Below are 13692 nucleotides of genomic sequence, written 5' to 3'. Positions count from 1 at the left end.
GCCATCCATCGGGATGGCTGTTTCTTATGCTACTTTTTCTGTGGCTGCTGCAGCTTTGCCATGCGGTCCTTCAGAGACGTAAAGGGCGTCTGATTGTCAGACTGGAGTTCTTCAGGCTGAATCGTCGTATCACGACGAGCAGCTTTCCGTCTGGATTCGGCTTCGGCAACCCGCCGTTCTTCTGCTTCACGCGAGCTCTGTACGGCTTCGCGAATAGGCTGAAGCTTACTATCCGGTACGACCAGGAAGCGAACCGGCAAGTTGGCCGCGCCTGGCGGCATGATGTGAATGGTCATATCCGTCCCGGCCGGGAAGGTATCCACGTATTCCATGGCATAAGGGTCATTGAGTCCCATAGAATGACGATGACGAGGCAATTCCACGATTTTTTTATCTTCCCCGCGCTGAGGATCGCTGTAGATAAGCTCGGTAACACCGGCATATTCACCGCCTTGGGGATTAAAATAGAGGTGAATGTCTCCGGTCCCTTGGGTACGCAGATGAATGGTGTAATCGAGGCCATAGTTTCCCGTATCTTGCGACGAGCGGTTATCCATAACGTCCCGTCCTTGCAGAAAGCGGTCCATGACACCGTCCGCCAAGAGGATGTAGCCGATGCCGCTGTCCGTAGAGTAAGGCGTAAGGGTGCTCATGAAGCGGTCTTTGCCGTGAAAAGTTCCCCGCAGTTTGACGGAGTCACTGGGCAGGTACTGAAGCTTGCGGACAAAGGCTGTCGGATCTTCTTTAACCGGCAAAATCATGGACGACAGAATCATCGGTTCCGGAAGGCTGACGTTGATGATGCCTGAAAAGAGCTGATCCGGATGGACGACGACTTCATTGAGCCGTTGTCCGACTAAGGCATAATCATGAGGCTGTACAGTAACCTTATTGACCGTCATATTCCCTTCATAATACAGGGTCGACAGTTCCTTGCCGACCTGATAATAATCGGTACTGGGACGCGTATATTGATAGCCTTGAAGGAAGGCGTCAATCGGATAGTCATGGGGATTATACAGCATGGCTACGATTTTGCGGTCTGTCGGCTGCTGATTGACGTGATAAAAGTAAAGGCGTACATCACCGCTGACCATGTCCCCATAGAGGATGCCGTCGTTTTCGGCATATTCCGGGCTGTCAGATAAGAGCAGCGTCCCCGTATCAATAGGCGGCGTCATCGAAATGGACTTCATCGGTTGAACGACAACCCGGCTCATGACTTCGGGATCGTCGATTCCCGGAAATCCGGCCGCCAATGGGGTCCCCATAGGGATAAAGGCCGTCAAAAGACCGGCAATATAGGTACATAGTTTCTTAATGTTCATCATGTTGTTGACCTTCTATCTGTTTTGCTATATCGGCAATTTTTTTGAATCGATGAGTTAATCCGGACTTTGTCAATCCTGACTGAGCCGCCAATTCGCTCATCGAAGCCTCCGGATTGGCCATGCGCAGTTCTGCCGCTTCGCGAAGCTTAGCCGACATACGCTGATAAAGTCCCGATTCCTGAATACGGGTAATAGCCTGGCGCTGGCGAACAGCGGCATCAACCGTTTTCTGAAGATTCGCCGTTTCGCAGTTGACGACACGATTGACGTTGTTGCGCATCTCCTTTACGACACGAACTTCTTCAAAGGTAAGATAAGCCTGGTCCGCCCCGATATACTGCAGGAAATGGGACACGCCGTTCCCTTCTTTTATATAGACCAAATAATCTCCCTTGCGGTCGGTAATCTTGGCCGGCAAACGGAAGCGGCGCATGATTTTGAGCAGCTTTTCTGCAAAGGCCGCATTGCCCGTTACCAATTCCAAATGGTAGTCCCGCTGTGGTTGATTGACAGATCCGCCACCCATAAAGGCGCCTCGCAAAAAGGCACGCTGACACTCAACCTTACGCAGGTCGATGGCAGAAAATTCCGTATCCGTCGGAAAGAGGGACAAGTCGCGCAAAAACCTCGTACTCTCCGGAGACGGTGAGACACGCAGGATATAATAATTTTTCTTTCGCAAGCGCAGCCCCTGGCGGACCCGCACTTCCGGACGGACGGGAAAAGCCTTCATCCACATCTTCAGTACCTTTCGGGCAACGGCATTGTTAGACGTACTGAATTCGATACCAATCATCCCGTGAGAGCCGAGAATCAGGGATCCGCCCATGCAAAGGAGGGCTGCCAGTTCGGCAAAGCGGCAAGCGGCGTTCTCCGGTTTATAATGGGCAATCTCATTTTTCACTTCTTCCGCAAAAGACAATGGCTGCCGCCTCCTAACGGTGGGTAAGGGTATAACGCTTGAGATAATAGTGAAGTAATTCCGGCGATAAATCGGTCCGCAGAGCATTGATCAAATCAAAGAGAACGTTCGCCAGCTTTTTCGTATCGTGAGTCGCACTGTTTTCTTTATTGATGAGATCCGACAGGATCAGCGTAGCGCCGGTTTCGCCAATTTCTTTTTTATCAATGATGACCGGATGAGAACCGTGGGCCACATAACGCTGCAGCACAGCCGGATCGACGTCACCATTATTGGCAATGACAAAATCGATGATCTTGTCGCCGGCCTGCTTATTGATGGCCTTGACGTGATCGGAGACGGTATAGTCATCCGTTTCCCCCTTCTGGGTCATGACGTTGCAAATATAAATTTTAGGCGCTTTACTGTCTCGGATAGCTTCGATGATATCAGGGACGCACAGATTGGGCATGATGCTCGTATAGAGGCTCCCCGGCCCCAGAACAATGGCATCGGCACCTTTGATAGCGTCGACAGCCGACCGGATAGCCTTAGGGTGTTCCGGCGTCGTAAAGACGCTCTTGATCCGGCCATGGGCATGAGGAATCTGCGACTCACCTTCGATGATGCGCCCATCGGTCATCTTGGCATTGAGCCTGATTTTTTCTGCCGATGACGGAATGACTTTGCCGCGGACACGCAGAATTTTACTGGTCGCATCCATCGCTTCTTCGACGTCGCCAAGGACCTCGATGAGTGCAGCAATAAAGAGGTTGCCAAAACTGTGACCGGTTAAGTCACCGGAGCCGCCAAAGCGATGGGCAAAAAGCTGTTCCATGAGACCTTCTTTATCGGCCATGGCAACCAGACAGTTTCGTAAATCACCGGGTGCAATAATATCCAGGTCTTCGCGGATCCGCCCGGTCGAACCGCCATCATCGGCAACGGTGACGACAGCCGTCAGATTATACGTCTTCGACTTGAGCCCGCGCAGCATGACGGACAGACCCGTACCACCGCCGATGACGACGACTTTCGGCCCTTTCGAAAGCTGAAATTTAGAAAAAATCAAATCGCTGAAATTTCCCGATTCACCGGGCATGACGACACCGATCATGGTCCGTATGAGCCGCCGCGTCGCCCAGCCCATAATGGCCATGCCGACGATAATGACAAAGATACCCAAACTAGCCAAAATCGTATAATTATAGTGCCCCGTCATTTCATAGAGCAACCGGAAAGCCCACTCTTCCACTTCCCCCAACCACTGATAGTTAAAAGTCAGGATAATGCCGAAGCTGGAAAACATCATGCCCAGCCCGAAAAGGAAGAGCCAGCGCTTAATATGCAGTCCCGGATGCAACCATTTCATAAAACGCATGACAGTACCTCCTAGGCTTCGCCTTCGTACCCCGGCGCATCTTCTTCAACGTCGTTTTTCTGAATATCGCGGTGTTCGATGGATACATCGACGCCGTTGTCCCGCAAGTGTTTGTACATGGCTTCTGCCATGCAGACACTGCGGTGCATCCCGCCGGTACAGCCGACGGCAATGACTAATTGACTCTTGCCTTCTCGTTCGTAATTAGGCAGGAGAAAATCAATCATATCGAACCATTTTTCCTTATATACTTGGGTAATAGGAAAACTTTCAACGTACTCCCGCACGCAGGGAACGCGGCCCGACTTATGGCGGAAATCGTCAATATAATAAGGGTTCGGCAGGAAGCGAACGTCTTCAACGATATCGGCATCAATGGGCATCCCATGCTTGAAGCCGAAAGAGACGACGGTGACAGTCATACTCTTTTTGCTGTCTGTAATAGCATAGCGCTTCACCAGGATTTCCTTCAGCTGTTTCGGCTGCAAATTAGACGTATCGATAATAAAATCGGCCTTTCTCCGCAAAGAAGCCAGGCGTTTTCGTTCTTCGGCAATCCCCTGACTGATGCGGCCGTGAGGGGCCAACGGGTGAACGCGGCGAGTTTCTTTATAGCGGCGGACCAAAGCCTGATCAGAAGCTTCAATAAAGACGATTTCATAAGAAATTCCTTCTTCTTTCAAATCCTTCAGATCCTTCAGGCACTGACTCATGGCATCAAAAAATTCACCGCCGCGAATATCGGCAATGAGGGCAACATGGCGCACCCTTTCACCGCCTTTGATGCATAACTCGGCAAACTTAGGGATCAATACCGGCGGAATGTTGTCGATGCAAAAATAGCCGATATCCTCTAAGACTTGAACGGCATGGGTTTTGCCGGCGCCGGACATGCCGGTGACGATAATTAAGTGAAAATGGTCCATAAGAACCTCCTATTACAATACAAATTTCTCGACGACAGCGGCTACGCCGTCTTCATCATTCGACAAGGTGACGTAGTCAGCTGCATCCTTGACTTCCTGTCCCGCATTAGCCATGGCCACGGAAAAACCGGCCGCTTTCAGCATGTCCAAATCGTTTTGCGAATCGCCGATGGCCATGATGTTTTTCGGCTCAATCTGATAGATCTCACCAAGGCGGCGGATACCACGGCCCTTATCGACGCCAAGGGGCATGATTTCCAAAAAAGTCAAATCGGAAAACAGGATATTAAATCGGCCGGGAAAAGTCTTTTCAATAAGAGCCTTGCGGCCTAAGAGCTCTTCATGTACACCGCGGCTGAGGAGTTTATTGCAGTCACCCTGGACCCGATAAAATTCATCCCCGCAGATGACGGCCTTGACTTTGGTAATTCGTTCATAGTCACGAACCCACGGTTCATCGAGTTCAACCCGCAGTACGTCGTCAATATAGGTCTGCATCTGCCAGGACTGTTCCCGTGCCAAGTTGACCAGCGCCTGGGCATCTTGCTGAGAAATAGTCTGCTGAAAGAGGATTTTCTTTGATTCCAAGGTTTCAATCAGACCGCCGGCAAAGAGCAGCATCGGGCTGTCGCCTAAAGCCAGCCGTTCGCCATAAGCCTTTGCCGTCTGGTACATACGGCCCGTAGCAATGGCGACGATGACGCCCTTCTGACGGGCTTTTTGCAGCGTTTTTACGGTGTGGTCCGAAACGGAACCGTCACTGCGAAGGAGTGTCCCGTCGAGGTCGATTGTAATCATCTTAATGGGTACCATTATTTATTAGCTCCCTTCCAGTCAAAAGCGACACCTTTCGGCGCATCGTCCGCTTTTTGGGGTGTATCCGTAAGATACTGCAAATCATCGGCATAGCTTTTGGCCAGTCTGTCTATAGATTTCTGTTGAGCTTCTGTAGCCTTGCTGCGGTTCTTCATAGCCACGGCGATCATAGACGTCACTTCATAACGCGTCAAGTTATAAGAACGGTCGAACCGTTCCATCGGCGCCCCGGTCAACCCGGCTTCAGACAAAGCGTAGACGGCCTTGTATTCCCAAGAACTCCGGTCGACGCTGTCAAATTGATTCGGCGCATAAGGGTTATAGGCACCGGCCGGACTTACAACGCCCAAAAGAAGGCAGGCTGCCAGTAACAAAAAAAGCTTCTTCATCGTCGTTCCTCCTATAAATAAATATACTCCCCGCCGGGTCTAACATATGTCATACCTGAAAGAGAGCATATTCATGAAACACGTATTATTTGGATTTAGGGGCATCTTTTTTGCCGCTATCCTGACGTCCCTGGTCGGGGCGGACCGGCTGAGCCGATTTTTCGCTGACAGAAACAGACGAAGCCATATTATCCGTTGCTTTGCCTTCACCGTCAGCCGCCATATCATCGAGCAGCCGCAGCTGGCTGGTCAATATAGCCCGACATTTTGCGCGGTATGCTCCCGTTTGAGCCTTGAGCTTTTCCCATTCCTGCTGGGAATTCTGCAGGCTCATCATCGTTTCATCCAGCATCTTCTGCTTTTTACTTTCGGCTTCCTGTAAAATCAAATCCGCTTCCTTACGGGCTGAAACCTTAACATTTTCAGCCGTCTGCTGAGCCAACATAAGCGTACTGTTCATGGTTGCTTCCATTTTTTCGTACTGTGTCAGCTTATCCTGCAGGCTGTCACAGCGTTCTTTCAGTTCACAATACTCCCGGTACACTTTTTCATAGTCGCTGGCAATATTATTCATGAAAGCATCGACATCTTCCTCGCTGTAGCCACGAAAGCCGCGTTTAAACTCTTTATTATGAATATCCATAGGTGTAAGCATGGTGGTATCTCCTCCGTACAAAGGGAACTACATATAGCGCTTTAACAGCACGCCGGTTCGACCTTTTCGCGACGTTCCGGTAATTTCGGCCAGCTCCATCCGCCCTTTGCCGCGGAGAGAAATGACATCGCCTTGACGAACTTCCTGACTGGGCCCTTTGGCGGGCTGCCAATTGACCTGTACCCGTTCGCCCTTAATCGCATCGGCCGCTTTCGTGCGGGAAATGCCAAACCCCGATGAAACGATGGCATCCAGGCGAAGCGAGGCCACCGTCGTTTTGATTTCTTTCACTTTTTCCTGACGCGGCGCAATATCGCTCAGGGATATTTCTTCAATCGCAACGGGTACCATCGCGATTTTCGTAAAGTTCTGCTGTAAATAAGGGACCAACGGAGTTTCCGCCAACAGTACCGCTCCGGCATCCTGCATGATGATGTCGCCGAAACGTCCCCGGTCGATGCCGAGGCTCATGAGCGAGCCCAGGACATCGCGATGCCCTAAGAGGCGATAGCGGTCATCCCAACTCAGCTTGCAGGCCGTAATTCCAAAATCGACGGGTCCGTCATAGTCGACACTGACAAAAGCCAATCTGACTCGTTCAGCCCCTTCGTAACCGCCGGAAGTGCGAAGTACCAAAGACGGCACATGAGCCTGAATGGTCTCTCCGATTTGGACGGCACCGGGTGATACAAACTCACTGACGGCATAAGGACGTCCCTTGGCTGTACTGTCTGCCAAGTCAATAAGACGGGCAGCCAATTCACCGTTATCCGTCCCTTGATAATAACGGATAATTCTATCTCTATTCTTCAAAACAATCCCTCAATCATTAACGAAGCGGTGTATTTCCGCCGTTGTTGTCATTATTCGTGCCGCCGGCATTCCACGTAAGAGGCGGGGCATTAAAATCGCTGTAGTCATCGCGTTTCCCATGGTCTACAGTAACATTGCTGGGTACGCAGAGGAAGATTTCCTTGCCGACCTTCTGAATATTGCCGTCGATGGCATAGGTAGCGCCGCTGACGAAGTCGACGACGCGCTTAGCTACGTCTTCCGGCGTCGCTTCAAAGTTGATGACAACCGGTTTACGGTCGCGGATGTAATCAGCAATGCTCTGAGAATCATCGAAGGTTTCCGGTTCGACGATGACCATGCGCAGCGGTTTGGCCGGAGTCGGCGTATAGTTGACGCTGGTACGAGTCGGTGCTACGGCAGGAGTACGGCGCGGTACGCGTTCTTCTTCATATTCCAATTCGTCTTCATATTCGTCCGTTTCAAATTCGTCGTCTTCATTGACACCACCGACGCCGCTCACGACATTTACGAATCTATTCCACATATTCTTTGACTTCTTCATAGTAAATACTCCTCCTTAGTAATTACGTGCCCCAAAGATTGCCGTGCCGACGCGGACGACATTGGCGCCTTCTTCAATTGCTATTTCAAAGTCATGGGTCATCCCCATGGACAGATACTGGATCTGGCCTTCCGGAAATTTCGGCTTCATATCTTCATATAAAGCGCGGGCAATGCGGAATATGGGCCGTACGTCCTCAACGTTTTCATAATTGGGCGCCATACACATCAGCCCCCGAACACAGACGTGATCCAACCCCTTTGCCAGTTCACAAATCGCCGGAAAATCTTCGACTTCCATTCCAAATTTACTTTCTTCACGGGCTACATTGACCTGTAAAAGGATATCCTGCACCTTCCCGATCTTGCCGGCTTCCTTATTTACCGCTTTCAGCAAGTGCTCCGAATCAATGGAATGAATCAGATGGAAGTGCTCTACTGCAGGTTTCGCCTTATTGGTCTGTAAATGTCCGATTAAATGCCAGGTCAATCCATTATCCGGAAAAGCCTCTAATTTTTGCATCGCTTCCTGGACACGGTTTTCACCGACATCGGTCACACCGCACCGGGCGGCCTCTTCCATCATCTCTACGGGATGATTCTTCGTCACTGCAACAAGCGTAATTTTGTCAGTTCTGCCGACACGGGCAGCTGCATCAGCAATTTTCTTGTGTACTGCCTCAAGATTTTCCTTAATCAAGCCTATCCCTCCGTCGTGCATGCAATTACATGTATTTATAAAACATTACACTTCTTTTATTATATATAGTTAGTCCTATAAAAGCTAGTCATATTTAAAAATTTATTCATCTGCTTTTACAAAATCGCAAAGGCGCCCATGCGGCCTGTATGACCGCCGTCACGGCGATACGAAAAGAACCGGTCGTCGCGGTCAAAGACACAGCTTTCCGTCGTCTCGATATGCTCCGGAATTAAGCCGGCATCGGTCAAGAGAAGATGATTGGCCTTCCATAAATCGACTCGCCAGGTTCCTTCATGCTGAACTGCACACTCGCCATAAGCCGGCCCCAGATGCCGAAAAGTCATAGCGGTATCTTCACTGACTTCAAAATGCGCTTTTGAAATAGACGGTCCGATATAGGCCAATATATCTTTCGGTTTGGAACCATAGGCCAGCTGCATGGCCAGCACGGTTTTAGCCGCCAGCCTCTGCGCCGTCCCTCGCCAACCATCATGAACGACGGCACAGACTCTTTTTACCGGATCAAACAATATAACCGGCACGCAGTCGGCAATACACATCATGAGCGGCACGCCGGGAATATTCGTCATGAGGGAGTCCGTATGGGGAAAGGCATCGCCATAGCTTCCGGCACCGCGGCCGATTTCAGTCGGGCCGACAGCGACGATATGATCCTCATGGGTCTGCCGGGCCGTCGTCAGCTGCTGCAGGTCACAGCCCAAAAGGGCACAGAGACGCCGCCTGTTTTCGAGGACATCCTGCGTCCGGTCCTCGACGTGAAGGCCTAAATTGAGGGATAGAAAGGGGCCTTCACTGACGCCGCCGCTGCGGCCGGTCACACCGTGACGCAGCCCGGCATCAGCCAATAACGTGCTTTCTTCCCAACCAATTCCGTTTTCATGTTCTACCCACTTAGTCATCTTAGCCTCCACAAATATGACAGCGGCGGCAGCCGTCAAAACACGGCAAGGTATAGTCGCCGGCTTCAGCCTTCTTTAATTCATCGGTCAGATACGTCGGTACCAACCCGGGATCGAGGGTATCCCAAGGAAGGACCGCATCGAGGGGCCGCTGGTCATATAAAAATCCGTCAATATTAAAATGAAGCTCTTTCGCTGCTCTTTTCCAGCCCTTGACGCCGCCGTATTCACAAGCTTTAGCCAGAACCTGACCGACGCGCCGATCGCCGCGGGACAGGACGCCTTGGATATAAGCGGACCGTAGGGGCTCGATGAGCAGCTCGATCTGTTTATCTTTTAAGGACTTCTTTAAAAAGGCCAGCCTTTTTTCGACGACTTTCTTGTCGGTCATGGCCATCCACTGAAACGGCGTCAGCGGTTTGGGGATAAAGGGATTGATGCTTAAGGTAATACGGCTCGTATTGCCGATGACCTTCATATGCTCTTGGACCCGGCGGGTCATGTCGACGATGCCTTCAATATCGGCATCGGTTTCCATCGGCAGGCCGACCATGATGTACATGCGCACGTGACGGATTCCGGCTTCCGTTGCAAGGTCGATGGATTTCAGCAGATGTTCTTCCGTGATGCCCTTATTGATGATATCCCGCATCCGTTTACTGCCCGCTTCCGGTGCCAGGGTAATCGTCTTTTGGCCGCTCTCGGCCAGTCCTTTTACAATGGTCGGTGTAATCGAATCGGCCCGCAAAGAGGCACAGGAAAAGCCCATACCTTGGTTACGGATAAAGGTGACTAATTCGTCAATATAAGGATAATCTGAAATAGCGGCCCCCATGAGGCCGATTTTCTTTCCCAATTCTTTGCCGCGGAGAACGGCTGATTTGACGTATTCCAAGGGACGAACACGAGGTCTGCGGTAGCAGTACCCGGCCATACAGAAGCGGCAGTGACGGCCGCAGCCCCTGGCGATTTCAATGAGATACATGGCACCGAATTCCGTATTCGGCGTGGCAATGACCGTTTCTGCCGGCTGGGTCAGTTCCCGCCATTGCCGTTCCACCTTCGCCGGAATCCCTTCTTCCGGGACGATTCGCAGGAGATGGCCGTCTTCGTCGTATTCATGTCGGTATAAGGACGGTACATAGACGCCCGGCACGTGCTGAGCCAAGTAGCGCAAGAGGTCATGACGCCCTAAATGCTGCTCCTTTGCTTTTCCATAGGCATCGAGGAAGGCATGAATAAAGCCTTCCCCTTCACCGACCAGGACGACATCGATAAAGGGTGATAAGGGTTCGGGATTAAAAAAGGCCACCGGGCCGCCCATGACGACCAGCGTATCGTCATCTCCGCGATCAGATGCTAAAACAGGGATACGCCCCATCTCCAAAATAGAAGGCACGTTGAAATAGTCCATTTCAAAACTGACGGAAAAACCCAGAATTTCAAAATCGAAGAGGGGCCGTCTGTTTTCTAAAGACACCAGGGGTTCCCCCGTTTTTTCAAAGACTTTCATCAAGTCTTTATCGGGCAGGAAGGCTCTCTCACAGAGCCAGTCTTCGCGGCCGTTTACTTCGCGGTAAATAATCTGCATCCCCAAATTACTCATGGCTACGTCATACGTATTGGGATAGCAAATGGCCATAGCCCGCCGCGTCCCAAAGGGATAGACGACGGCACCGGTTTCCTGACTCACCAGTTCATCCAGTGCCTTCTCTATTTGCCAGCTCATCGACATTCCCCCTTTATACGGCAAAAGCTCCCCGGCTAAGGGAGCTTTCCGTGCAACTCCTTCGAGATTCACCAAGTCGCCTGCAGGAGACGGCTCTCATCTTAGGTATCCTATATTGTATCACAGATTGTGTCAATGAGCCAACAGCCAATCGAATCGTCAATCCCAAACATTGCTCTAAAGGGAACATCGTGCTATCTTATAAAAGACATAGATTAGTGTATTTTATAAAATGGATAATAAGGAGAATCTCATGGAAAAAATTATCTTCATCGCCCTCGGCGGCGGCATCGGTTCCGCCCTGCGCTACGGCATCACCCAACTGGCAACTCGTTACGGAGCCGTCAGCCTTCCCTACGGAACGATTCTGGCCAACACCATCGGGTCTTTTTGCATCGGCCTCCTCTTCGTATTCTTTACGCAGACGTCCGATCTCCCGCCGACGGTCAAGCTCTTTTTCGTAACCGGCATCCTCGGTGGTTTTACGACCTTTTCGACGTACAACATGGAACTATTGATCCTCGTCCGCACCGGCGACCTAATGTCGGCAGCGGCCTATTTTTCACTCAACGTCATCGGCGGCTTCCTCTGCTGCTGGCTCGGATTTGCCGTCGGCAACGCCTTCTGGCAGTAGCCCTTTAATGCTGGGCCGGAGCGCTGACCTTTTCAGCCAGCCCTTCCGTTGAAATGGCTTTCTTCGAGACCAGGCTGATACCGCAGAAGGTCACACTGCAAACGATCCATTCAGCATAAATGACATGGGGCAGAATCCGAACCGCGGGAATGACCATCCAGGCAATGAGGACGATGATTGAAGCCATGATCGTATAGAAGGCCGCCTGGCGCGAGCAGTAAGCCGGCGCATACATCGTCATGAGGACGATGACGGCAAAAGCGGTCATGAGTGACAAGCCTGCCATGAGCGTCGAAATGATGCCGCTGATGGTAAGGGCAAAGCCCAGCGTAAGGATTCCTAACAGGAGTACCGAAATACGGGTGACGGCCATGTACTTCTTATCCGACATCTGCGGATCAATGAACTGCTTATGAATATCGTGAGAATACAGCGTCGCTGCCGATAAGAGCAAATTGCAGGCCGTGCTGACGTCAGCGGCCCACAAAGAAGCCAAGGTAATCCCGGCAATCCAAGGATTAAGCGACATGATGAGCTGCGGCAAGGCCGTTGTCGGTGAAATAGAAGGATACATTTCTGATGCAATGACGCCGAGCAAGGCCGCTACGAAACCGACGGGCAGCATGACCAGGCCGCCGATGACAAAGCCTTTGCGGGCCGTCTGCACATCTTTGGCACCCAGCGAAATCTGGATGATGGCCTGAAGGGAAATATTGACCGTAATCAAGACGACGATCCAGGTGACAATCGTCATCGGTCCCACGCCGCTGAAGAAATCCATGGACGTCATGGACGGTGCTTGGATGGCTACGACATCGATGCCGCCGGCCATCGCCACGATGAGGAAGGCCGCAACAGTAATGCCGACGTACTGCAAAGTTACGTTAAGGATATTAGACTGACTGGCCGACCACATGCCGCCGATAAGGGTAATCCCGATGAATACGACGGCACTGGTGAACATCCCCGTAACCGGCGTGAAAATATCCGGCATGAGGGCTGCCAGGACGGCGCCGCCGGCTACGTACTGAAGACTCATGACGACGAGCTGTACCAAAACCTGGCAGGCAATGCCGGCCACCATGCTGCGGCGGTCATAATACCGTTCAAGGAGTTCCGGAACGGTCGTAATATTGAGACGGCGATACTTCTTGGCGACCGTCAATCCCATGACAATGGCACCGATCCCCCAGGCTGCCGTATACCAGCCGGCGGACAAGCCGACTTTATAAGCCTGTTCGGCAACGCCGATCGTCGAGGCACCGCCGACGGCAAGGCCGACGATGGATACCATAATAAGAGGCGTCGTAAGTTTGCGGCCGGCCAATACATAGGCTTCGGCAGAATCCGCAGCCCGCCGCTTCACATACCAGCTGATGCCGAAAAGTACGCCGATATAAGCTAAAATAATAACGATTTGAATTCCTGTTGTTCCCATCATAAAAACTCCTCTCTTCCTAATTTCCCGAAAAAAAAATCGCCCCTAAAAAGGGACGACGACGTCGCGGTACCACCCAATTTATCGATAGAACAAAAAAAGGGTGGCACCCAGGGACGGAAAAATCCGCGGTACCACCCTATTTATCTTGAATCGATCAACTCATGGCCGTATAACGGCAGCCGCCCCGGTACAGCCTACTACAGTTCAGCCGTACAGTTCAGGAATGAACTTCAGACCTCATCGCCTGTACCCTCACACCACCCGGATACTCTCTGAAAAGTTTAAAGGCCTTACTTTTTTCCGTCACAACTGTTATCAGGAAATTAATTGTTGATAATGATTATACCGGAAAATAAATGAAAGTCAAGAGAATATTTTCATAAAAACCGACGAAAACCACGTAAAACGTCGTACTAATCCGGTAATACCTGCGATTTCAAGATTAAAACGATTTCTGTATTCTTATGCGACTTATAATGATAGCGGAATAATTTCCCGATTAAAGGCAGG

The 13692-nt window shown here is 51.1% G+C and carries 14 protein-coding genes and 1 other annotated feature; of the genes, 1 reads left to right on the top strand and 13 read right to left on the bottom strand.

All coding sequences use genetic code 11. The annotated features are described in order from the left end of the window. Positions 1–29: 29 nt before the first annotated feature. From TX77_RS12800 to TX77_RS12745, 12 genes are all read right to left on the bottom strand, one after another. Positions 30–1331, bottom strand: a complete 1302-nt coding sequence (locus tag TX77_RS12800; protein WP_230198152.1) for a hypothetical protein — start codon at positions 1329–1331, stop codon at positions 30–32. Continuing rightward, positions 1318–2253 (bottom strand): DNA-binding protein WhiA, encoded by a 936-nt coding sequence (gene whiA / locus TX77_RS12795; RefSeq protein WP_044505457.1) that lies wholly within the window; start codon positions 2251–2253, stop codon positions 1318–1320. Before whiA ends, TX77_RS12800 begins: the two co-directional genes overlap by 14 nt. A gap of 13 nt (positions 2254–2266) precedes the next feature. After that, entirely contained in the window at positions 2267–3613 is a 1347-nt protein-coding gene (locus TX77_RS12790; protein WP_044505456.1) for a gluconeogenesis factor YvcK family protein, read from the bottom strand. Between the two features lie 11 nt (positions 3614–3624). Then, a complete protein-coding gene (rapZ, locus tag TX77_RS12785; protein WP_044505455.1) occupies positions 3625–4539 on the bottom strand; it encodes an RNase adapter RapZ in 915 nt (304 codons plus the stop codon). 12 nt (positions 4540–4551) lie between these two features. Continuing rightward, positions 4552–5352 carry a Cof-type HAD-IIB family hydrolase gene (locus tag TX77_RS12780; RefSeq protein WP_044505454.1) on the bottom strand — a complete coding sequence of 267 codons (801 nt, stop codon included), beginning with the start codon at positions 5350–5352 and terminating at the stop codon, positions 4552–4554. Then, positions 5352–5744, bottom strand: a complete 393-nt coding sequence (locus TX77_RS12775; RefSeq protein WP_044505453.1) for a hypothetical protein — start codon at positions 5742–5744, stop codon at positions 5352–5354. The genes TX77_RS12780 and TX77_RS12775 overlap by 1 nt, the downstream gene beginning before the upstream one ends. Positions 5745–5829: 85 nt before the next feature. Then, positions 5830–6399 carry a DivIVA domain-containing protein gene (locus TX77_RS12770; RefSeq protein ID WP_044505452.1) on the bottom strand — a complete coding sequence of 190 codons (570 nt, stop codon included), beginning with the start codon at positions 6397–6399 and terminating at the stop codon, positions 5830–5832. A 27-nt stretch (positions 6400–6426) separates the two neighbouring features. Further along, positions 6427–7212 (bottom strand): YlmH family RNA-binding protein, encoded by a 786-nt coding sequence (locus TX77_RS12765; protein ID WP_044505451.1) that lies wholly within the window; start codon positions 7210–7212, stop codon positions 6427–6429. A gap of 16 nt (positions 7213–7228) precedes the next feature. Continuing rightward, positions 7229–7756, bottom strand: a complete 528-nt coding sequence (locus TX77_RS12760; protein WP_044505450.1) for a cell division protein SepF — start codon at positions 7754–7756, stop codon at positions 7229–7231. Positions 7757–7771: 15 nt separating this feature from the next. Beyond that, complete coding sequence (locus tag TX77_RS12755) at positions 7772–8455, bottom strand: YggS family pyridoxal phosphate-dependent enzyme (protein ID WP_044505449.1); 684 nt, start codon at positions 8453–8455, stop codon at positions 7772–7774. A 116-nt stretch (positions 8456–8571) separates the two neighbouring features. Continuing rightward, complete coding sequence (gene pgeF, locus TX77_RS12750) at positions 8572–9378, bottom strand: peptidoglycan editing factor PgeF (RefSeq protein WP_044505448.1); 807 nt, start codon at positions 9376–9378, stop codon at positions 8572–8574. 1 nt (position 9379) lies between these two features. After that, a complete protein-coding gene (locus tag TX77_RS12745) occupies positions 9380–11107 on the bottom strand; it encodes a radical SAM protein (RefSeq protein ID WP_044505447.1) in 1728 nt (575 codons plus the stop codon). 253 nt (positions 11108–11360) lie between these two features. Here TX77_RS12745 and crcB point away from each other — a divergent pair, with 253 nt between their 5' ends. After that, complete coding sequence (gene crcB / locus TX77_RS12740; RefSeq protein ID WP_044505446.1) at positions 11361–11741, top strand: fluoride efflux transporter CrcB; 381 nt, start codon at positions 11361–11363, stop codon at positions 11739–11741. 4 nt (positions 11742–11745) lie between these two features. On the opposite strand, the gene TX77_RS12735 is transcribed toward crcB, so the two are convergent. Then, positions 11746–13179: a sodium:solute symporter family protein gene (locus TX77_RS12735; RefSeq protein ID WP_044505445.1), complete on the bottom strand. Its 1434-nt coding sequence runs from the start codon at positions 13177–13179 to the stop codon at positions 11746–11748. A gap of 109 nt (positions 13180–13288) precedes the next feature. Further along, positions 13289–13498: a binding site (T-box leader), on the bottom strand. Positions 13499–13692: the final 194 nt, after the last annotated feature.

The organism is Megasphaera massiliensis (assembly GCF_000455225.1).
In the GTDB taxonomy this organism is placed as follows: domain Bacteria; phylum Bacillota; class Negativicutes; order Veillonellales; family Megasphaeraceae; genus Megasphaera; species Megasphaera massiliensis.
This window is presented reverse-complemented; position numbering and strand designations above follow the sequence as displayed.